Consider the following 18,424-nt stretch of genomic DNA (forward strand, 5'->3'; position numbering starts at 1 on the left):
CACGGCCCGCCGCGGCCGCCGCCCCGAGGAGTTCCCCATGTTGCTTACGCGCCGTTCGTCTTCGGTCGATGCGACTGCGACGCCGTCGATGCTTGCCAGCCTGCAGCGCGGCGTGTCCCGTGCGCTGCCCACCGTCGACCGCCGCGGCTTCCTGCGCCGCTCCGGCCTGGGCCTGGGGGCCGGCCTGGCCCTGCCGCAGCTCACGATGATCCGCAAGGCCGAGGCGGCCGATGGCGCCAAGGCCAGCGCGGCGGAAGGGGCCCGCAAGATCGAGGTCAAGCGCACCGTCTGCGGCCACTGCTCGGTGGGCTGCGCGGTCGATGCCGTGGTCGAGAATGGCGTCTGGGTCCGGCAGGAGCCGGTCTTCGATTCGCCGATCAACCTCGGCGCGCACTGCGCCAAGGGGGCGGCCCTGCGCGAGCACGGCCACGGCGAATTCCGCCTCAAGTACCCGATGAAGCTGGTCGACGGCAAGTACCAGCGCATCAGCTGGGACCAGGCCTATGCCGAGATCAGCGAGCGCCTGCTTGCCATCAAGAAGGAGAGCGGCCCGGATGCGCTCTTCGTGGTCGGCTCCAGCAAGCACAACAACGAGCAGGCCTACCTGCTGCGCAAGTGGATCAGCTTCTGGGGCAGCAACAACACCGACCACCAGGCGCGCATCTGCCACTCCACCACGGTCGCGGGTGTCGCCAACACCTGGGGCTACGGGGCGATGACCAACTCCTACAACGACATGCAGAACGCCCGGGCGGCGATCTACATCGGCAGCAATGCGGCGGAGGCCCATCCCGTCTCGATGCTGCACATGCTGCATGCCAAGGAGAAGGGCTGCAAGATGATCGTCGTCGATCCGCGCTTCACGCGGACGGCGGCCAAGGCCGACGAGTACGTGCGGATCCGCTCGGGGTCCGACATCCCTTTCCTCTTCGGCGTGATGTGGCACATCTTCAAGAACGGCTGGGAGGACCAGAAGTACCTCGCCGACCGTGTTTACGGCATGGAGAAGGTGCGCGAGGAGGTGCTCGCGAACTGGACGCCGGACAAGGTGCAGGAGGCCTGCGGCGTCGACGAGGCCACCACCTTCAAGGTGGCCAAGATCCTGGCCGAGAACCGGCCCGGCACCATCGTCTGGTGCATGGGCCAGACGCAGCACACCATCGGCAACGCCATCGTGCGTGCCTCCTGCCTGCTCCAGCTGGCGCTGGGCAATGTGGGCGTGAGCGGGGGCGGCACCAACATCTTCCGCGGCCACGACAACGTGCAGGGCGCGACCGACGTCGGCCCCAACCCGGACAGCCTGCCCGGCTACTACGGCCTGGCCGAGGGCTCGTGGAAACACTACGCCAAGGTCTGGGGCGTGGACTTCGACTGGATCAAGGCCCAGTACGCGCCGGGCATGATGAGCAAGTCCGGCATGACCGTCTCGCGCTGGGTCGATGGCGTGCTGGAGAAGAACGAGCTGATCGACCAGGACAGCAACCTGCGCGCGCTCTTCTTCTGGGGCCATGCACCCAACTCGCAGACCCGCGGCCTGGAGATGAAGCGGGCCATGGACAAGCTGGACCTGCTGGTCGTTGTCGACCCTTTCCCCAGCGCCACCGCCGCGATGGCGGCCATGCCCGGCAAGCCCGAGGACCAGAACCCCAAGCGCGCCGTCTACCTGCTGCCGACCACCACGCAGTTCGAGACCAGCGGCTCCTGCACCGCGTCGAACCGCTCGATCCAGTGGCGCGAGAAGGTCATCGAGCCGCTGTGGGAGAGCCGCACCGACCACATGATCATGTGCCAGCTGGCCGACAAGCTCGGCTTCGGCAAGGAGCTGGTCAAGAACTACACCATGGTGCAGGGCAAGGGCGGCATGGAGCCCGAGACCGAATCCATCCTGCGCGAGATCAACCGCGCGGTCTGGACCATCGGCTACACCGGCCAGAGCCCCGAGCGCCTGAAGGCCCACATGCGCAACATGCACGTCTTCGACGTGAACACGCTCCGGGCCAAGGGGGGCATCGACCAGGCCACCGGCTACAAGCTCGACGGCGACTACTTCGGCCTGCCCTGGCCCTGCTACGGCACGCCGGAGCTCAAGCATCCCGGCTCGCCCAACCTCTACGACACCTCCAAGCACGTGATGGAGGGGGGCGGCAATTTCCGCGCGAACTTCGGCGTCGAGAAGGACGGCGTCTCCCTGCTGGCCGCCGACGGTTCGCACAGCAAGGGTGCCGACCTGACCACGGGCTACCCGGAGTTCGATCACATCCTGCTCAAGAAGCTGGGCTGGTGGGACGAACTCAGCGACGATGAGAAGAAGGCCGCCGAGGGCAAGAACTGGAAGACCGACGCCTCGGGCGGCATCATCCGCGTGGCCATGCAGAACCATGGCTGCCACCCCTTCGGCAACGCCAAGGCGCGGGCGGTGGTCTGGAACTTCCCCGACCCCATTCCCAAGCACCGCGAGCCGCTCTACAGCAACCGGCCGGACCTGATCGCCAAGTACCCGACCCATGACGACAAGAAGGCCTTCTGGCGCCTGCCCACGCTCTACAAGACCGTGCAGGACGCCAATGTCGACATCGGCAAGCAGTTCCCGCTGATCATGACCAGCGGCCGGCTGGTCGAGTACGAGGGGGGTGGCGAGGAGACCCGCTCCAACCCCTACCTGGCCGAGCTGCAGCAGGACATGTTCGTCGAGCTCAACCCGCGCGCGGCCAACGACCGCGGCATCCGCAACGGCGACATGGTCTGGGTCAAGACCCCGCCGATGCAGCAGGTGCCGGGCTTCCCCGGCATCAAGGTCAAGGCCCTGGTCACCGAGCGGGTCGACGCGGAGACCGTCTTCCTGCCCTTCCACTTCTCCGGCCGCTGGGGGGGCGTCGACCTGGCGCCCTACTACCCGCAGGGCGCCATGCCCGTGGTCCGCGGCGAGGCGATCAACACCGCCACGACCTACGGCTACGACAGCGTGACGATGATGCAGGAGACGAAGACCACGCTCTGCCAGATCGAGAAGGCCTCGGCCTAAGAAGGAGTCCACATGGCCCGCATGAAGTTCATCTGCGACGCCGAGCGTTGCATCGAGTGCAACGGCTGCGTCACCGCCTGCAAGGCGGAGCACGAGGTGCCCTGGGGCGTGAACCGCCGGCGCGTCGTCACCCTCAACGACGGCCTGCCCGGCGAGAAGAGCATCTCGGTCGCCTGCATGCATTGCAGCGATGCGCCCTGCATGGCCGTCTGCCCGGTCGACTGCTTCTACCGCACCGACGAGGGCGTGGTGCTGCACGACAAGGACGTCTGCATCGGCTGCGGCTACTGCAGCTACGCCTGCCCCTTCGGCGCGCCGCAGTTCCCGACCAACGGCACCTTCGGCCTGCGCGGCAAGATGGACAAGTGCACCTTCTGCGCCGGCGGCCCCGAGAAGCACGGCAGCGAGGCCGAGTTCGAGAAGTACGGCAGCAACCGCCTGTCGGAAGGCAAGCTGCCGGCCTGCGCCGAGATGTGCTCGACCAAGGCCCTGCTGGGTGGCGATGGCGATGTGGTGGCGGACATCTTCCGCACCCGCGTGCTGACGCGTGGCAAGGGCAGCGAGGTCTGGGGCTGGGGCACGGCCTACGGCAAGCCGGGCGAGGCCAAGACGCCGACCGGGGGCCGTTCGTGAGCCGCCGCGCCGGTTTTCGTGCAGGCGGGCTCGCCCTGACGATGCTGCTCGGCCTGGCCGCCTGCGGAGACAGGCCGCAGGAGCTGGCCGCCGGTCAGAAGCGTCCCGACGCCCCGAGCTGGCAGGGCGAGGCGAGCGGCTTCGCCGTACCCGGCTGGCAGGCGAACGACCGTGCGAGCTGGGAGCAGCAGATCCGCACGCGCAACCAGCGCCAGAACGAGTACGCCCGCATCGCGCAATGAGCGGCCGGCCCGCGGTGCGCGGGCCGCGTCCTGACTTCCTCCAGCCCGAGGTCGAACCATGAGCATCCGAGCCACCTGCCGTGCCCTCCTGGCCGCCTGCGTGCTGGCCCTGGCCGGCCTGAGCGCCCACGCCCAGGGCCCGGCGGACGCATCGGCCGCGGCGTCCGCCGCCCCGGCCGCGCCGCGTGCCGACGAGAGCAATGCCGAGCGTGCCAAGAGCCAGCCCGGCAACAACGCGCCGTTCTGGCGCGCGGTGCGGGAGTCCGGTCACCAGGCCGGTTTCACCACCCTGCCCGGGGCCGAGAAGGGCGTGCTGATCCAGCCCTTCGTGCAATACCCCGGCTCGCGCTGGACGACGGCCGGCGAAGCCTGGCGCCAGGTCCGCAACCAGTGGATCCTGCCCTATGGCGGCGCGCTGCTGCTGATCGTCGTGCTGGCCCTGGGCCTGTTCTACAAGGCCCGGGGCACGATGAAGCTGCATGCGCCCGAGACCGGCCGCCGCATCGAGCGCTTCACCCATTTCGAGCGGGCTGCGCACTGGAGCAACGCCATCGCCTTCGTGCTCTTGGCGGTCTCGGGCGGGGTCATGGCCTTCGGCAAATTCCTGCTGCTGCCCTTGATCGGCCCGACCCTGTTCGGCTGGCTGACCTACGCGCTGAAGAACGTGCACAACTTTGCCGGGCCGGTGTTCGCGGTCTCGCTGCTGGTGGTCTTCCTCACCTTCGTGCGCGACAACCTGCCCCGCCGCGAGGACTGGGCCTGGATCGTCCAGGGCGGCGGCCTGTTCAGCGGGGCCCACGTGCCCTCGCATCGCTTCAACGCCGGCGAGAAGATCGTGTTCTGGGGCGGCGTCTTCGGTCTGGGGCTGATCGTGGTGGCCTCGGGCCTGGTGCTCGACAAGCTGGTGCCGGGCCTGGGCGAGACGCGCGGCCAGATGCAGATCGCGAACATGGTCCACGCCGTGGCTACGCTGCTGATGATGGCCATGTTCCTCGGCCACATCTACATGGGCACGATCGGCATGCAGGGCGCCTACCAGGCCATGCGCAGCGGCTATGTGGACGAGGCCTGGGCCCGCGAGCACCACGCGCTCTGGCATGACGACATCCAGGCCGGCCGCATCCCGGCCCAGCGCAGCCCGCAGCCGGGGGGTGATCCGGCCATCCTCGGCCGCCCGGCCTGAGTTTCGACGACGAGCCCCTGCAGGGAGACGCCATGCAAGCCCACCCCCTCCGCCATGCCGCCACGCTGGGCGCCCTGGTCCTGAGCCTGCTCGCCCCCGTCGCTGCCAAGCTGCCGCCGCCCAGCCCCGAGGCCAAGGCCAAGGCCGACGAGACCAAGGCCAAGACGGCCCATGGCGACAAGGTCAGCGCCTACAAGCTCTGCCTGTCGATGGAGCGCACGGCGGCGCACTACCACGCGACCGCCAAGACCGCCGGCAAGGAGACGCGCCCGCCGGTGGCCACCCCACCCTGCACCGACCCCGGCCCCTTCGTCTACACGCCGCCCGAGGCCGCGTCCGTGCCCAAGCCCTGAACCCGGCCGGGGCCCAGCGTGCCCCTGCGGTCGCTGGCATCATGGCCGCTCACCCCTGCCCCCACGCGACCCGATGCCGCTGCCCCGACTCACCCAGGCCCAGGCGCCGCTGACCCAGGCCATCGAGGTGCTCGACGAGCACGGTGAACGACGCAACACCGCCATTCCCGCCGAACGGCCGCTGACCGTCTTCGTCGACAAGCGCGAGCTGCTGACCTTGATGACGCTCGGCGCCGCGCCTGAGCTGCTCGTGCTGGGCTACTTGCGCAACCAGCGCCTGCTGGAGCGGCTGGACGACATCGAGTCCATCACCGTCGACTGGGATGTCAACGCCGCCGCGGTCCGCACCGTGTCCGGCCTGCCCGACCTGGAGGCGCGCACCGCGCAGAAGGTGGTCACCACCGGCTGCGGGCAGGGCACCGTCTTCGGCGGCCTGATGGACGAGATCGACCGCATCGAGCTGCCACCGCCGGCCGAGGCCCGCATCAGCCAGCGCGGCCTCTATGCCCTGCTGGAGGCCATGCGGCTGCAGGAGAGCACCTACAAGTCCTCCGGCTCGGTGCACGGCTGCGCGCTGTTCGCGCTCGGTCGCGACACGCAGGGCGTGCAGACCGCCGAACTGCTGCACTTCGTCGAGGATGTCGGCCGCCACAACGCCATCGACACCATCGCCGGCTGGATGTGGATGCAGGGCCTCGACAGCCGCGGCAAGGTCTTCTACACGACCGGCCGGCTGACCAGCGAGATGGTCATCAAGGCCGCGCAGATGGGGGTGCCCATCGTTGTCTCGCGCTCGGGCATCACGCAGATGGGCCATGCCCTGGCCGGCCAGCTCGGCATGACCCTGTTCGGCCGGGCCGTGAACCGGCACTTCCTCTGCTACAGCGGCTTCGAGCGATTCGACGCCGAGCCGGCCGCCGCGCTGGAACGCCGGCCCCTGCCGGGCGATTGAGCGCGGCCGCCCGGGGCCGTGCTCAGGCCAGCTGGGCGTGCAGGGCAACCAGGGCCTGCGTCAGCGCATGGCGCGGCTCCAGGTGGATCATGGGCTGCGCCTGCTGGTGCGATTCGCGCACCTTCACCGAGCTGCCCAGGTAGGGCTGCAGCACCGGCAGGCCCTCGTCGATCAGTTCCTGCACCAGGCGCAGCGGCAGCTTGGCGCGCGGCTGGAACTGGTTGACCACGATGCCCTTCACCTTCAGCTCGGGGTTGTGGTCGGCGCGGATTTCCTCGACGTTGGCCAGCAGGGTGTAGAGCGCCTGGCGCGAGAAATCGTCGCAGTCGAAAGGAATCAGGCAGCCGCCGGCGCCCATCAGGGCCGAGCGCGTGTAGAAGTTCAGCGCCGGCGGCGTGTCGATGTAGATGCGGTCGTAGTCGGCTGCCAGGGCCTGCAGGGCCTCGCGCAGCTTGTAGATCTTGTGGCGCGATTCCAGCTTGGTCTGCAGTTCGTCGAGCCGCGGGCTGGCCACCATCACATCGAGGCCCGGGAAGGGCGAGGCGGTGACGAAGTCGCTGGGTGGCACCGGGCGGAAGCTGAAGCTCAGCGTCTGCTCGAAGAAATCGGCCACGCCGGGCGCCTGCTCGGCGGCCTCGCGGCCGAGCAGGTAGGCACTGGAATTGGCCTGCTGGTCCAGGTCGATCACCAGGGTCTTCAGGCCCTCGTGCGCGCTGATGGCCGCAAGGTTGCAGGTGATGGTGGACTTGCCGACCCCGCCTTTCTGGTTGAACACGACGATGGGCATGGCGGCTTCCTGCAAGGGGAGGGGTGGACACGGCGGGAACGCCGTGCGCGCATTTTGCGGCAATGCAGCAAAAGCGGAACAGGCCCCCGGGCCGGGGGCGGTCCGCTTTCTAGAATCCGGTCTTCACGACGAGGACCCCCGATGAGCATCAAGAGCGACCGCTGGATCCGCCGCATGGCCGAGCAGCACGGCCTGATCGACCCGTTCGAACCCAGGCAGGTGCGCGAGGTCGAGGGTCGCCGGGTCATCAGCTTCGGGACCAGCAGCTACGGCTACGACATCCGTTGCGCGCCGGAATTCAAGGTCTTCACCAACATCCACAGTACCGTGGTGGACCCGAAGAACTTCGACGAGAAGAGCTTCGTCGACTTCCACGGCGACCACTGCATCATCCCGCCCAACAGCTTCGCGCTGGCCCGCACGGTCGAGTACTTCCGCATCCCGCGCAATGTGCTGACCATCTGCCTGGGCAAGAGCACCTACGCGCGCTGCGGGATCATCGTCAACGTGACCCCCTTCGAGCCCGAGTGGGAAGGCTATGTGACCCTGGAGTTCAGCAACACCACCCCGCTGCCGGCCAAGATCTACGCGGGCGAGGGCTGCGCCCAGGTGCTGTTCTTCGAAAGCGACGAGGTCTGCGAGACCAGCTACGCCGACCGTGGCGGCAAGTACCAGGGCCAGGTCGGGGTGACGCTGCCCAAGGCCTGAACCCTGGCCTGGACGGGGCCCGAGTCAGTCGGCGAACAGGTCGCCGGTCTGCGGCCCGGCGGGAGGGCGGCGACGCGGCGCGGTCGCCTCGGGCGCGTCGGCGGCCCGCAGGCTGCTGGCCCGCACGCCCAGCAGGCGCAGCGGCTGGTCCAGCGGCATGCGCTTGAGGCCCAGGCCGGCGGCGCGGCGCAGGGTGGCGGCCTCGTCGCTCGGGGTGTCCAGGGTCTGCTCGCGGCTGAGGGTGCGGAAGTTCGCATCGCGCAGCTTCACGCCGATGCGGCCGGCGCGCAGGCCGCGCTTGCGCAGGTCCTCGGCCAGGCGCTCGCACAGGCGGGTGAAGAGGGTGCCGAGCGCGGCGCGGTCGCTGCGCGGGTGCAGGTTGCGCTCGAAGGTGGTCTCGCGGCTCAGGCTCTTGGGCTCGCGATGGGTCACGACCGGCCGCTCGTCGCGGCCCTGTGCGGCCTCGTGCAGCCAGGCCCCGTAGCGCGGGCCGAAGTGCACGATCAGCCAGGCCGGATCGGCCGCGGCCAGCTCGCCCAGGGTCTGCACCCCCAGGGCCGACAGCTTGTCCGCCGCCCGCGGGCCGATGCCATTGAGCTTGCGGGCCGGCAGCGGCCAGATGCGGGGGGCCAGGTCCTCGGGGCCCAGCACGGTCAGGCCGCCGGGCTTGTCCAGCTCGGAGCCCAGCTTGGCCAGCAGCTTGTTGGGGGCGACGGCGATCGAGCAGCTCAGGCCGGTCGCAGCCCGGACGGCCGCCTGCAGCGCGGCGGCGCAGGCCCGGCCGCCATCCTCGGCCACGCCGGGCAGGAGGCTCAGGTCGAGGTAGATCTCGTCGATGCCGCGGTCCTCGATCGTCGGCGCGAGGCTTGCGGCGGCCGCCTTGAAGGCGCGGGATGCGGCTTTGTAGGCCTCGAAATCCGGCGGCAGCCGCAGGGCTTGCGGCGCGAGCCGCGCGGCCTGCATCAGCGGCATGCCGCTGTGCACGCCCAGGGCGCGTGCCGGGTAGGTGGCGGTGGTGACGACACCGCGGCCGCGGTAGCGTCCCAGGGGCTCGGGGGCCGGCGGGCCTTCGCCCCCGGCCGGGCGGCCGCCGCCGATGACCAGGGGCAGGCCGGCCAGCTCGGGCCGGCTCAGCAGTTCGACGGACGCGAAGAAGGCGTCCATGTCGAGGTGGGCGATGCGGCGCGACACGGCCGGCCGCTCAGCTCGAGGGGCGGCATCCGGCGACCGGCCGGGCGAGACCGCCCGCGCCCGCCGACCTTCCGCTCAGCGCGGCGCGAACTCGCTGGCCAGCGCGCACAGCCGGGCGCTGCGTGCACCGCTGCGGCAGAACGCCAGGATGGGCTTGGGCAGGGTGGCCAGCAGCTCGGCCATCGCGCGGGCCTGCTCGGGCGTCTGCATGCTGCCGAGTACCGGCAGGTGCGCGTACTGCAGGCCCGCGGCCTGGGCCGCCGCCTGGACGGTCGCGCTGAGGGGTTGCTCGGGGCCGCCTTCGCCGTCCGGGCGGTTGTTGATCACGCTGCGGAAGCCCGCCGCGGCGACGGCCGCCATGGCCTCGGGGCCGAGTTGCGGCGCGAAGGCCAGGTCGGCGTTGGCGCGTTGGAGGGGCAGGTCGGAGGGGCTCATGGGCGGGGCGTGGTCAGGATCACGTGACGGGGACTGTAGCGGCTCGCGACTGAGGCCGCCGCGCTCAGCGGCTGAGGCGGCTCTTGACCGCGGCCGACACCTGGGCCATCTCGGCGATGCCGGCCAGCGCGGCCTTGGCGCTGCCCATCAGCTTGCCCATGTCGCCGGCGGCGAGCGCACGGCCCAGTTCGGCGGCCAGGGCATCGCCCAGCGCGTCGACGCGGGCCTGCACCTCGGCGGCATCCAGGCGCTGGGGCAGGTAGGCGGTCAGCACGGTGATCTCGGCCTGTTCCTTGTCGGCCAGGTCCTGCCGGCCGGCGGCGCTGTACTGGCTCACCGAGTCCTTGCGCTGCTTGATCAGCTTGTCGACCACGGCGATGACGGCAGCGTCGTCCAGCGTGATGCGCTCATCGACTTCCTTCTGCTTCAGGGCGGCCAGCAGCAGGCGGATGGTGCCGAGGCGCTCGGCCTCCTTGGCGCGCATCGCGGTCTTCATGTCCTCGGTGATGCGGTCTTTCAGGCTCATGTCGGGTCTCCAGAAACGACGAAGCCCGCAACGGCGTCCCGCGGCGGGCTTGGGGTGCGGCGGCCTGCGAGAGGCCGCCTGCGCCGGATGGCGATCAGTACAGGCGCTTGGGCAGCTGCTGGCTGCGGACGCGCTTGTAGTGACGCTTCACGGCCGCGGCCTTCTTGCGCTTGCGTTCGGCGGTCGGCTTTTCGTAGAACTCGCGAGCGCGCAGGTCGGTCAGCAGGCCGAGCTTCTCGATGGTGCGCTTGAAGCGGCGCAGGGCGACATCGAAAGGCTCGTTTTCCTTGAGGCGAATGGTGGTCATGAACGGGTGGATCCAGTGGGTGCGACCGGTGTCGACGAACGGGCAGTTTCCGGAAAGCCCGGGGCGTCGATCGAGACGCTGTTGCCGGCAAAGAGCGCGAGTATAAGCGAGTCTTTGCGCCGTGCCAGCACCCCGGACCCCGCGCGAACCGGATCGCCGCTCAGGCCCCGGCCGGCTGCAGGCCCAGCGCGCAGGCCTGCGCGCTGGCCCAGGCCCACTGGAAGTTGTAGCCGCCGAGCCAGCCGGTCACGTCGACCACCTCGCCGACGAAGTGCAGGCCCGGCACGCGACGGCTCTCCATCGTCTGCGAGCTCAGCTCGCGGGTGTCGACCCCGCCCAGCGTCACCTCCGCCTTGCGGTAGCCCTCGGTGCCGCTGGGCAGCAGCTGCCAGCGCTGCAGGCGGTCGGCCAAGCCGATGAGCGTCGCGTCGCGCTGCTCGGGCAGGGTGCGCCGGGCCAGCTCGCCGAGTGGCGCGCAGACCTTCTCGGCCAGCCGGGCTGGCAGCCAGGTCAGCAGCTCGTTGCCGAGTTGCTTGCGCGAGCGCTGCTTGGCCTCGCGCAGGGCGGCGGCCAGGTCGATGCCGGGCAGCAGGTCCAGCTCCAGCATCTGGCCCGGTCGCCAGTGGCTGGAGATCTGCAGCACCGCGGGCCCGCTGAGGCCGCGGTGGGTGAAAAGCAGATCCTCCAGGAACTCGCCGCGTGCCGGCTTGTCGCCGGTGGCCACCCGCACCGGCAGCGCGAGGCCGGCCAGTTCGGCGAAGGGCGCCCAGTCGGCCGCGGCGAAGGTCAGCGGCACCAGGCCGGGCCGCGGCTCGACGATGCGATGACCGAACTGCCGCGCCAGGCGATGCCCCCAGTCGCTGGCGCCGATCTTGGGAATGGAGAGGCCACCGGTGGCCACCACCAGCTGGCGCGTGCGCACGGGGCCGCGCGCGGTGTCGAGCTCGAAGCCGCCGGCCGCGGTCTGCCGCACCCCCTCGACGCGGCAGGGCTGCCAGCGCCGCACGCCGCCGGCCTCGCACTCGCGCAGCAGCATCTGGATGATGGATTCGCTGCTGTCGTCGCAGAAGAGCTGGCCCTTGTGCTTCTCGTGCCAGGCAATGCGGTGGCGCTGCACCAGCGCGACGAACCGGGCCGGCGTGTAGCGCGCCAGGGCCGAGCGGCAAAAGGCCGGGTTCTCGGACAGGAAGTTCGCCGGGCCGGCGTCGCGGTTGGTGAAGTTGCAGCGCCCGCCGCCGGAGATGCGGATCTTCTCCGCCACCTTCTCGGCATGGTCGATCAGCAGCACCGACAGCCCCCGCTGCCCCGCCACGCCCGCACAGAACAGGCCGGCCGCGCCGGCGCCCACGATGACGACATCAGCACGGTCCATCGGCCGATTATCGACAGGCCGCCCGCGCGCCCGCGGGCCTAGCATCGGCCGATGTCCTCGCCTGCTGCTCCCGACCCCCTCGGCCCGGCCTGGCCCCTGCTTGAGGCCCTGGCCGATGCGCTGGGCGTCGTGCTCTGGCGCAAGGACGCCGCGGGCCGTTACCTGCGCCTGAATGCCGCCGGGGCCCGCGCCCTGGGCTTCGCCACGCCCGAGGCGGCCTGCGGCCTGGACGATGCCCGGCTGCTTGCACCGGCCCTGGCCGAACGCCTGGCCTGGGCGGCCCGGCCCGGCCCGGTCCGGCCCCGCCTGCTGGACCTCGGCCCCCCCGGCACGCCGGCGCCCTACCTCGGCGCCCAGATCCGCCTGGATCCTCCGGCGGCCGACGGCAGTGCGGAGATCGGCCTGTGGCTCGATGCCCGCAGCCAGCAGCAGGCCGAGGACGCCCTGCGCCAGGCCCTGGGGCAGATCGAGGCCCTGCAGGCTGCGCATGAGCAGCTCAGTCGCGCGGTGCAGCCGTTCGCGCTGGCCGAGGAGCCGGTGCCCGGCCTTTACCCGCCGGCCCAGTTCGAGGCGAACCTGCGCCGCGAGCTGGACCTGTCGCGCCGTGAACACCGCGAATTCGCGCTGGTGCTGATCGAGATCGATGCCGAAGCTCCGGAGGGGCCGTCGATCCCGGCGGCCGACCGGCCCCGGGTGCTGGCCGCGCTCGGTCGCCTGCTGCGCGGCAGCACGCGCGCGATGGACACCCCCTGCCGCCTGGCGGACGAGCGCCATGCGCTGCTGATGTCGGGCTGCAGCCTGGCCGCTGCCCACAAGCGCATGGAAGGCTTCCGCCGCCAGTGCGCGGGCGAGCTGGTGGTGGTGGACGGCCGGGTGCTGCGCTTCAGCATCGCGGTGGGCATCGCCGCCTACCCGACCAGCCATCAAGAAGCCCCGTCGCTGCTGGACGCCGCCGAGGCGGCTCTGCGGGATGCCCGGGCGGGTGGCGGCAACCAGATCGCACTGGCCCGCATCCCCTTCCCCGCCTGAGCGGCGGGGCCCGGGCCTCAGGCGGCCTGCGCGGCCCGGCGCAGCATCTCCGCGGCAATCAGCAGCAGCATCAGGCCGAAGAGCCGGCGCAGGCGGCGGGTGTCCGTCGCATGCGAGAGCCGCGTGCCCAGGGGGGCGGCGAGCACGCTGGTGCTGACGAGCAGCAGCCACGAGGGCAGGTGCACCAGGCCCAGGCTGCCATCCGGCCGGCCCGGCAGGCCCCGACCCACCACGACATAGGCCAGCGTCGCCGCCAGCGCCAGCGGCAGGCCGAGCGCGCTGGAGGTGGCCACCGCCCGGTGCATCGGCACCCGCCAGCGCGCCATCAGCGGCACCGACAGGAAGGCTCCGCCGGCGCCCACCAGGGCCGAGAGTCCGCCGATCAGTGCGCCCGCGGCGAGCAGGCCCGGGCGGCCTGGCAGGCCCTGTCCGGCCCGGGGGGCGGGTGCCGCCGCGAACAGCATCTTCAAGCCGGCGTGGCCGACGAAGAGGCCGAACAGCAGCGTGAGTCCGAGGGCCGGCAGGTGTCGGGCCAGCAGCGCGCCCAGGGCGGTGCCGAGCAGCACGCCCGGCAGCAGGCGGCGCACGATGTCCCATGCGATCGCGCCCCGGGCCTGCTGCGCCCGCACGGCCGACATCGAGGTCAGGCAGATCGTGGCCATCGCGGTGGCCACGGCCATCTTCAACTGCAGCGCCGGGGCCGCGCCCGCATGGGCCAGCCCCTGGCTGAGGAAGGGCACCAGGATCAGCCCGCCTCCCACCCCGAGCAGGCCGGCCAGGAAGCCGCTGACGCTGCCCAGGGCCAGCAGCAGGAGAAGGGCAGGGAGTTCGGGCATCGCGGCGTCGGCCCGAGGCGCCATGCGCCGCGTGGGGCCCGGAGGGCTGAAGAAGGTGTTCGCCGCGAGCCGGGGACCGCAGGCCTGAACCCAGGGGATTCAGGTGGGCGAGGTCAGCAAGGCTTCGGGTTCATCTGACGCGAGACGATCACGCCCGCCTCGCATGTTCCAAGCCCAGGCTCCATGAGAGCATCGGTTCAAGGACATAAAAGCCCCCGCGAACGCAGCGAACGAGGCCAGTGTAGGCCGAGCCCTGTCCCGCGATGAGGCGGCCGCGCGACGCCCCACGATCCCGCAGGGGCTGCGGCGCCGCAAAGGGCGCAGCGGCCTGCCGCTCAGAGCAGGTGGCCGTCCTCGCCGAGCACGCTGTCGATGCGCTCGATCAGGCTGCGGATGCGGGCTTCGACCGCCGGATCGGCCGGGCCGTCCCCGGCCTCCGTGGCGGGGGCCTCGATGGCGGGCGGAGGGGCCTGCTGCTCGCGCTCAACCTTCTGCGAGGCGAGGTTCAGCGCGGCCAGCACGGCAATCTTCTCGCGCGCCTTGATGCGGCCGGCGTCGTGGATCAGGCTCATTTCGCGGTCGACCGCACGGACGGCCGCGTGCAGCGCCGCCTCGCCCTCGTCGGTGCAGACCAGGCGGTAGCTCTGGCCGAGGATGGTCGCTTCGATCTGCTTCACGGCATGTCCCCCGAGGGCGGCGGCACGGCGGCGGCCGGGGCCTCCACCTGCAGGCGGTCGAGCAGGGCGTCGATGCGCTGGCGCGCGGCCGACAGGCGGCCGCGCAGCGAATCGCGCTCGGCCGACACGGCCAGCAGTTGCTGCTCCGCGAGCGCATGGGCCCGCTGCAGTTCCTCGTGGCGCAGCAGCAGCCGCTCCACGCGCGCGCTCAGGTCCTCGATGCTCGACATGCTCTCCCCGCTTCCGATGGCCGCGGATTCTAGGCGGCCGGCCTGCCGCGCCGCGCCCGCTTCAGGGGCGGTCGTTCTTCTCGCGGAAGCCGCAGACCGTGCGGACTGCACAGGCGCCGCAGCGCGGCGCGCGGGCCTGGCAGACGTAGCGGCCGTGCAGGATCAGCCAGTGGTGCGCATGCACGCGGTAGGCCGGCGGGATGCGCTTGAGCAGCTTGAGCTCGACGGCCAGCGGCGTCGTGCCCGGCGCCAGGCCGGTGCGGTTGCCGACGCGGAAGATGTGGGTGTCGACGGCCATGGTCGGCTCGCCGAAGGCCACGTTCAGCACGACATTGGCCGTCTTGCGGCCGACGCCGGGCAGGGCCTCCAGGGCCTCGCGGGTGCCGGGCACCTCGCCGCCGTGCTGTTCGACCAGGATGCGGCAGGTCTCGACCAGGTGCTTGGCCTTGTTGCGGTAGAGGCCGATGGTCTTGATCTGCTCGGCCACGCCCTCGACCCCCAGGGCCAGCATCTTCTGCGGCGTGGGCGCGAGGGCGAACAGCCGCCGGGTGGCCTTGTTGACGCCGACGTCGGTGGCCTGGGCCGACAGCAGCACGGCCGCCAGCAGCTCGAAGACGCTGCTGTAGACCAGTTCGGTGGCCGGATGCGGGTTGGCCGCGGCCAGGGTGGCGAAGAAGGTCTCGATCGCGTCGCGCTTCATCGCGGGGGCTTCGGGTTCAGCCGGCGGCACGGGCCCGCGCACGGGCCAGCGCGGCCTCGATCGCGGCGCGCTTGCGGTCGGCTGCGCCGGGTGCGGCCAGGCGCGGGTCCTGGTCGAGGGTGGCAAGCTTGTCCTGCGCACGGGCCGCCTGCCGTTCGGCGTGGGCCGCCTCGCGCTGCGCACGGCGCTGGCGGGTGGCGGCGTGGGCCTGGCGGGCCGATTCGGCCCGGGCGGGCGACCAGGCCGCCCAGCCGCGGGTGGCGGGCTCGGCCGGCGGGTCGAGCGTGATGCAGTCCACCGGACAGGCGGGCAGGCAGAGCGCGCAGCCGGTGCAGTCGGCGGCGATCACGGTGTGCATCTGCTTGGAGGCGCCGACGATGCAGTCCACCGGGCAGGCGGCAATGCACAGCGTGCAGCCGATGCACCAGGCTTCGTCGATGCGCGCCAGGCGCAGCGGGCCTTCGCTGCCGCAGTCCGGATCCAGCGGAAGCGGCGTCTGGCCGCTGAGCGCGGCCAGGCGCTGCACGCCCTCGGCGCCGCCGGGGGGGCAGCGGTTGATGGCCGCACCCTCGAGGACGATGGCCTCGGCGTAACTGCGGCAATCCGGGTAGCCGCAGCGCGTGCACTGCGTCTGCGGCAGGGCCGCATCGAGTCGATCGATGGCGGCCCGCTGCGCAGCATCGGCCGCGCCCGGGGCCGGGCCCTGCGCGGCACCCGTCATGCTGCTTACTCGGCCTTCGCGCTGTGCCGGCCGATGAAGCTGCGGATCTCCGGATAGGCCAGTTCGCGCCAGCGGCGGCCGGAGAAGATGCCGTAGTGGCCGGCGCCCACCACGTCGTAGTGCGCTTTGCGCGCGGCAGGGATGCTGCTGCACAGCTCGTGCGCGGCCCGGGTCTGGCCGGCGCCGGAGATGTCGTCGAGCTCGCCCTCGACCGTCAGCAGCGCGGTCTCGCGGATGTCCTGCGGGCGCACCGCTGCGCCGTCGATCGTCCAGGTGCCGTTGACCAGCGCGAAGTCCTGGAAGACGGTCTGGATGGTGTCCAGGTAGTACTCGGCCGGCATGTCGAGCACGGCGTTGTACTCGTCGTAGAACTGGCGGTGGGCCTCGGCCGAGTCGTCGTCCCCACGGATCAGGTCGAGGAAGTAGTCGTAGTGCGAGCTGAGGTGCCGGTCCGGGTTCATCGCGACGAAGCCGGTGTGCTGCAGGAAGCCCGGGTAGACCAGACGGCCCGCCCCCGGGTAGTTCGGCGGCACGCGGTAGATCACGTTGTTCTCGAACCAGGCGATGCTCTTGTTCATCGCCAGGTTGTTCACCGCGGTCGGCGATTTCCGGGCGTCGATCGGGCCGCCCATCATCACCATGGCACGCGGCGCCACCTCACCGCGGCTGGCCAGCAGCGAGACGGCGGCCAGCACCGGCACGGTCGGCTGGCAGACCGAGATCACGCTGACGTCCGGGCCCAGCAGGCGCAGGAAGTCCATCACGTAGTGCACGTAGTCGGCCAGGTGGAAGGGGCCGACGGCGGTCGGCACCATGCGGGCGTCGATCCAGTCGGTGATGTAGACCTTGTGATCCTGCAGCAGGGTCTGCACCGTCTGCCGCAGCAGGGTGGAGTGGTGACCCGACAGGGGCGCGACGACCAGCACCGTCGGCTGGCCGCGCATCTTGTTCAGCAGCTCGACGTTGTCGGTGTAGCGCTTGAAGCGCAGCAGGCGGCAGAAGGGCCGTTCCTCGGCGACCAGTTCCTGCACGACCACTTCGGTGCCGTCGACCTGCAGGCGGTTGATGTCGAAGGCCGGCTTCTCGTACTCCTTGGTCAGCCGGTGCATCAGCTCGAAGCCCGCCGACAGCCGTTGCGAACCCGGCGCATGCGTGAAGGGCGAGAGCGGATGGCTGTACAGCTTGGCCGTGGCCGAGGCGAACTCGGAAAAGGGACTCAGCAGCGCACGCTGGGTTTCGTAGAGCTGATAGAGCATCGGAGATCTCCTGGTTCCGGTTCACGACGGCCGCTGGCCGTCGTGGTCCGTCAAAGCACCGCGGCGATGCCGCGGACGACGGCGTCGAGGTTCTTCTCGTTGAGTGCGGCCACGCAGATGCGGCCGGAGTCGACCCCGTAGATGCCGAATTCGCCGCGCAGGCGCTGCATCTGGGCGGCGTTCAGGCCGGAGTAGCTGAACATGCCCTTCTGGCGGGTGATGAAGCTCAGGTCCTGCTGCACGCCGGCGGCCTGCAGCTTGGCGACCAGGGCGCCGCGCATGGCCTTGATGCGCACCCGCATGCCGGCGAGTTCCTCCTCCCACTGGGCCCGCAGCGCCGGCGTGGTCAGCACGGTGGCGACCAGGGTGGCGCCGAAGGTCGGCGGGTTGGAGTAGTTGGTCCGGATGACGATCTTGAGCTGGCTCAGCACGCGACCCGCCTCTTCCTTGCTGCCGCTGACCGCGCTGAGCGCGCCGACGCGTTCGCCGTAGAGGCTGAAGCTCTTGCTGAAGCTGGTCGAGACGAAGAAGTTCAGGCCGGCTTCCAGGAAGGCCCGGATGACCGCACCGTCCTCGGCGATGCCATCGCCGAAGCCCTGGTAGGCCGAGTCGAGGAAGGCCACCAGGCCGCGCGCCTTGACGGCGGCGATGACTTCGCTCCACTGCGCGGGCGTCAGGTCGTAGCCGGTCGGGTTGTGGCAGCAGGCGTGCAGCACGACCACGGTGCCGGCGGCGGCGGCGTTGAGCGCGGCCAGCATCTTGTCGAAGGCGATGCCCTTGGCCTCGGCGTCGAAGTAGGGGTAGGTGCCGACGGTGAAGCCCGCGTTGGTGAACAGCGCGCGGTGGTTCTCCCAGCTCGGGTCGCTGATCAGCACGGTCGCACCCGGGTTCAGGCGCTTGAGGAAATCGGCGCCGATCTTCAGACCGCCGGTGCCGCCCAGGGCCTGCACGGTGGCGATGCGGCCGCTGGCCACGGCGTCGTCGCCGAAGACCAGGGCCTGCACGGCCTTGTCGTACGCGGCGATGCCGTCGATGGGCAGGTAGCCCTTGGCCTTCGGGGCCTCGAGCAGCAGCTTCTCCGCCGCAGCCACGGCCTTCAGCAGCGGCAGCTTGCCGTTCTCGTCGGTGTAGACGCCGACGCCGAGGTTGACCTTGGCCGGGTTGGGATCGGCGTTGAACTGCTCGTTCAGACCCAGGATCGGGTCACGGGGCGCCATTTCGACGGCGGCAAACAGGCTGGAGGACGACATCGGAGGAACTCGCA

Annotated in this window: 21 protein-coding genes and 1 other RNA gene; 8 read left to right on the forward strand and 14 right to left on the reverse strand. The window is 71.0% G+C overall.

Annotated features, from left to right (window positions below):
- The first annotated feature begins 37 nt into the window (after positions 1 to 37).
- The 6 genes from H4F90_RS10150 to H4F90_RS10175 all read left to right on the forward strand — a co-directional run bounded on the left by H4F90_RS10150 (position 38) and on the right by H4F90_RS10175 (position 6,385).
- On the forward strand, positions 38 to 3,022 hold the full coding sequence (locus H4F90_RS10150) for a formate dehydrogenase subunit alpha (RefSeq protein ID WP_182664156.1): 2,985 nt from the start codon (positions 38 to 40) through the stop codon (positions 3,020 to 3,022).
- A gap of 12 nt (positions 3,023 to 3,034) precedes the next feature.
- Positions 3,035 to 3,655, forward strand: a complete 621-nt coding sequence (fdh3B, locus tag H4F90_RS10155; protein ID WP_182664158.1) for a formate dehydrogenase FDH3 subunit beta — start codon at positions 3,035 to 3,037, stop codon at positions 3,653 to 3,655.
- A complete protein-coding gene (locus tag H4F90_RS10160) occupies positions 3,652 to 3,897 on the forward strand; it encodes a hypothetical protein (protein WP_328700895.1) in 246 nt (81 codons plus the stop codon). The genes fdh3B and H4F90_RS10160 overlap by 4 nt, the downstream gene beginning before the upstream one ends.
- Before the next feature lie 58 nt (positions 3,898 to 3,955).
- The gene (locus H4F90_RS10165) at positions 3,956 to 5,080 is read left to right on the forward strand and encodes a formate dehydrogenase subunit gamma (RefSeq protein WP_182664160.1); all 1,125 of its coding nucleotides are present in this window, start codon (positions 3,956 to 3,958) and stop codon (positions 5,078 to 5,080) included.
- A 32-nt stretch (positions 5,081 to 5,112) separates the two neighbouring features.
- Positions 5,113 to 5,433 carry a hypothetical protein gene (locus H4F90_RS10170; protein ID WP_235972142.1) on the forward strand — a complete coding sequence of 107 codons (321 nt, stop codon included), beginning with the start codon at positions 5,113 to 5,115 and terminating at the stop codon, positions 5,431 to 5,433.
- A 73-nt stretch (positions 5,434 to 5,506) separates the two neighbouring features.
- A complete protein-coding gene (locus H4F90_RS10175; protein WP_182664161.1) occupies positions 5,507 to 6,385 on the forward strand; it encodes a formate dehydrogenase accessory sulfurtransferase FdhD in 879 nt (292 codons plus the stop codon).
- A 22-nt stretch (positions 6,386 to 6,407) separates the two neighbouring features.
- Here H4F90_RS10175 and H4F90_RS10180 read toward each other — a convergent pair whose 3' ends face one another.
- On the reverse strand, positions 6,408 to 7,172 hold the full coding sequence (locus tag H4F90_RS10180) for a ParA family protein (RefSeq protein ID WP_182664163.1): 765 nt from the start codon (positions 7,170 to 7,172) through the stop codon (positions 6,408 to 6,410).
- Positions 7,173 to 7,313: 141 nt separating this feature from the next.
- On the opposite strand from H4F90_RS10180, the gene dcd reads away from it, so the two are divergent.
- Positions 7,314 to 7,880: a dCTP deaminase gene (dcd, locus tag H4F90_RS10185; RefSeq protein WP_182664165.1), complete on the forward strand. Its 567-nt coding sequence runs from the start codon at positions 7,314 to 7,316 to the stop codon at positions 7,878 to 7,880.
- 24 nt (positions 7,881 to 7,904) lie between these two features.
- Here the strand turns inward: dcd and dinB are convergent, their stop codons facing one another.
- From dinB to H4F90_RS10210, 5 genes are all read right to left on the reverse strand, one after another.
- Positions 7,905 to 9,071: a DNA polymerase IV gene (gene dinB, locus H4F90_RS10190; protein ID WP_182664167.1), complete on the reverse strand. Its 1,167-nt coding sequence runs from the start codon at positions 9,069 to 9,071 to the stop codon at positions 7,905 to 7,907.
- A gap of 75 nt (positions 9,072 to 9,146) precedes the next feature.
- Positions 9,147 to 9,506 (reverse strand): TIGR01244 family sulfur transferase, encoded by a 360-nt coding sequence (locus tag H4F90_RS10195; RefSeq protein WP_182664169.1) that lies wholly within the window; start codon positions 9,504 to 9,506, stop codon positions 9,147 to 9,149.
- Between the two features lie 64 nt (positions 9,507 to 9,570).
- Positions 9,571 to 10,032 carry a GatB/YqeY domain-containing protein gene (locus H4F90_RS10200; RefSeq protein ID WP_182664172.1) on the reverse strand — a complete coding sequence of 154 codons (462 nt, stop codon included), beginning with the start codon at positions 10,030 to 10,032 and terminating at the stop codon, positions 9,571 to 9,573.
- Positions 10,033 to 10,126: 94 nt separating this feature from the next.
- The gene (gene rpsU, locus H4F90_RS10205) at positions 10,127 to 10,339 is read right to left on the reverse strand and encodes a 30S ribosomal protein S21 (RefSeq protein WP_182664174.1); all 213 of its coding nucleotides are present in this window, start codon (positions 10,337 to 10,339) and stop codon (positions 10,127 to 10,129) included.
- A gap of 160 nt (positions 10,340 to 10,499) precedes the next feature.
- A complete protein-coding gene (locus tag H4F90_RS10210; RefSeq protein ID WP_182664176.1) occupies positions 10,500 to 11,711 on the reverse strand; it encodes a BaiN/RdsA family NAD(P)/FAD-dependent oxidoreductase in 1,212 nt (403 codons plus the stop codon).
- A gap of 51 nt (positions 11,712 to 11,762) precedes the next feature.
- Between H4F90_RS10210 and H4F90_RS10215 the strand changes: the two genes are divergently transcribed.
- Positions 11,763 to 12,740, forward strand: a complete 978-nt coding sequence (locus H4F90_RS10215) for a GGDEF domain-containing protein (RefSeq protein WP_182664177.1) — start codon at positions 11,763 to 11,765, stop codon at positions 12,738 to 12,740.
- Positions 12,741 to 12,757: 17 nt separating this feature from the next.
- Here H4F90_RS10215 and H4F90_RS10220 read toward each other — a convergent pair whose 3' ends face one another.
- The 8 genes from H4F90_RS10220 to H4F90_RS10255 form a co-directional block, all read right to left on the reverse strand.
- Entirely contained in the window at positions 12,758 to 13,576 is an 819-nt protein-coding gene (locus H4F90_RS10220) for a sulfite exporter TauE/SafE family protein (protein ID WP_182664179.1), read from the reverse strand.
- Between the two features lie 55 nt (positions 13,577 to 13,631).
- A non-coding RNA gene (gene ssrS / locus H4F90_RS10225) (6S RNA) lies at positions 13,632 to 13,809 on the reverse strand.
- A gap of 102 nt (positions 13,810 to 13,911) precedes the next feature.
- Entirely contained in the window at positions 13,912 to 14,253 is a 342-nt protein-coding gene (locus H4F90_RS10230) for a cell division protein ZapA (protein ID WP_182664181.1), read from the reverse strand.
- Entirely contained in the window at positions 14,250 to 14,483 is a 234-nt protein-coding gene (locus H4F90_RS10235) for a DUF904 domain-containing protein (protein WP_182664183.1), read from the reverse strand. The genes H4F90_RS10230 and H4F90_RS10235 overlap by 4 nt, the downstream gene beginning before the upstream one ends.
- Before the next feature lie 61 nt (positions 14,484 to 14,544).
- Positions 14,545 to 15,183 carry an endonuclease III gene (gene nth / locus H4F90_RS10240; RefSeq protein ID WP_182664185.1) on the reverse strand — a complete coding sequence of 213 codons (639 nt, stop codon included), beginning with the start codon at positions 15,181 to 15,183 and terminating at the stop codon, positions 14,545 to 14,547.
- Positions 15,184 to 15,199: 16 nt separating this feature from the next.
- Positions 15,200 to 15,904 carry an RnfABCDGE type electron transport complex subunit B gene (locus H4F90_RS10245; protein WP_182664187.1) on the reverse strand — a complete coding sequence of 235 codons (705 nt, stop codon included), beginning with the start codon at positions 15,902 to 15,904 and terminating at the stop codon, positions 15,200 to 15,202.
- Positions 15,905 to 15,909: 5 nt separating this feature from the next.
- Positions 15,910 to 17,160: a polyhydroxyalkanoate depolymerase gene (locus tag H4F90_RS10250; RefSeq protein ID WP_182664189.1), complete on the reverse strand. Its 1,251-nt coding sequence runs from the start codon at positions 17,158 to 17,160 to the stop codon at positions 15,910 to 15,912.
- A 50-nt stretch (positions 17,161 to 17,210) separates the two neighbouring features.
- Entirely contained in the window at positions 17,211 to 18,410 is a 1,200-nt protein-coding gene (locus H4F90_RS10255; RefSeq protein ID WP_182664191.1) for an amino acid aminotransferase, read from the reverse strand.
- Positions 18,411 to 18,424 lie beyond the last annotated feature (14 nt).

Source organism: Aquariibacter albus, from assembly GCF_014145335.1.
Taxonomy (GTDB): Bacteria; Pseudomonadota; Gammaproteobacteria; order Burkholderiales; family Burkholderiaceae_C; genus Aquariibacter; species Aquariibacter albus.

Coding starts and splice junctions, on each gene's coding strand:
- H4F90_RS10150 (WP_182664156.1), top strand. CDS start 38: ATGTTGCTTACGCGCCGTTCGTCTTCGGTCGATGCGACTGCGACGCCG.
- fdh3B (WP_182664158.1), top strand. CDS start 3,035: ATGGCCCGCATGAAGTTCATCTGCGACGCCGAGCGTTGCATCGAGTGC.
- H4F90_RS10165 (WP_182664160.1), top strand. CDS start 3,956: ATGAGCATCCGAGCCACCTGCCGTGCCCTCCTGGCCGCCTGCGTGCTG.
- H4F90_RS10170 (WP_235972142.1), top strand. CDS start 5,113: ATGCAAGCCCACCCCCTCCGCCATGCCGCCACGCTGGGCGCCCTGGTC.
- H4F90_RS10175 (WP_182664161.1), top strand. CDS start 5,507: ATGCCGCTGCCCCGACTCACCCAGGCCCAGGCGCCGCTGACCCAGGCC.
- H4F90_RS10180 (WP_182664163.1), bottom strand. CDS start 7,172: ATGCCCATCGTCGTGTTCAACCAGAAAGGCGGGGTCGGCAAGTCCACC.
- dcd (WP_182664165.1), top strand. CDS start 7,314: ATGAGCATCAAGAGCGACCGCTGGATCCGCCGCATGGCCGAGCAGCAC.
- H4F90_RS10195 (WP_182664169.1), bottom strand. CDS start 9,506: ATGAGCCCCTCCGACCTGCCCCTCCAACGCGCCAACGCCGACCTGGCC.
- H4F90_RS10200 (WP_182664172.1), bottom strand. CDS start 10,032: ATGAGCCTGAAAGACCGCATCACCGAGGACATGAAGACCGCGATGCGC.
- rpsU (WP_182664174.1), bottom strand. CDS start 10,339: ATGACCACCATTCGCCTCAAGGAAAACGAGCCTTTCGATGTCGCCCTG.
- H4F90_RS10210 (WP_182664176.1), bottom strand. CDS start 11,711: ATGGACCGTGCTGATGTCGTCATCGTGGGCGCCGGCGCGGCCGGCCTG.
- H4F90_RS10215 (WP_182664177.1), top strand. CDS start 11,763: ATGTCCTCGCCTGCTGCTCCCGACCCCCTCGGCCCGGCCTGGCCCCTG.
- H4F90_RS10220 (WP_182664179.1), bottom strand. CDS start 13,576: ATGCCCGAACTCCCTGCCCTTCTCCTGCTGCTGGCCCTGGGCAGCGTC.
- H4F90_RS10235 (WP_182664183.1), bottom strand. CDS start 14,483: ATGTCGAGCATCGAGGACCTGAGCGCGCGCGTGGAGCGGCTGCTGCTG.
- nth (WP_182664185.1), bottom strand. CDS start 15,183: ATGAAGCGCGACGCGATCGAGACCTTCTTCGCCACCCTGGCCGCGGCC.
- H4F90_RS10245 (WP_182664187.1), bottom strand. CDS start 15,904: ATGACGGGTGCCGCGCAGGGCCCGGCCCCGGGCGCGGCCGATGCTGCG.
- H4F90_RS10250 (WP_182664189.1), bottom strand. CDS start 17,160: ATGCTCTATCAGCTCTACGAAACCCAGCGTGCGCTGCTGAGTCCCTTT.
- H4F90_RS10255 (WP_182664191.1), bottom strand. CDS start 18,410: ATGTCGTCCTCCAGCCTGTTTGCCGCCGTCGAAATGGCGCCCCGTGAC.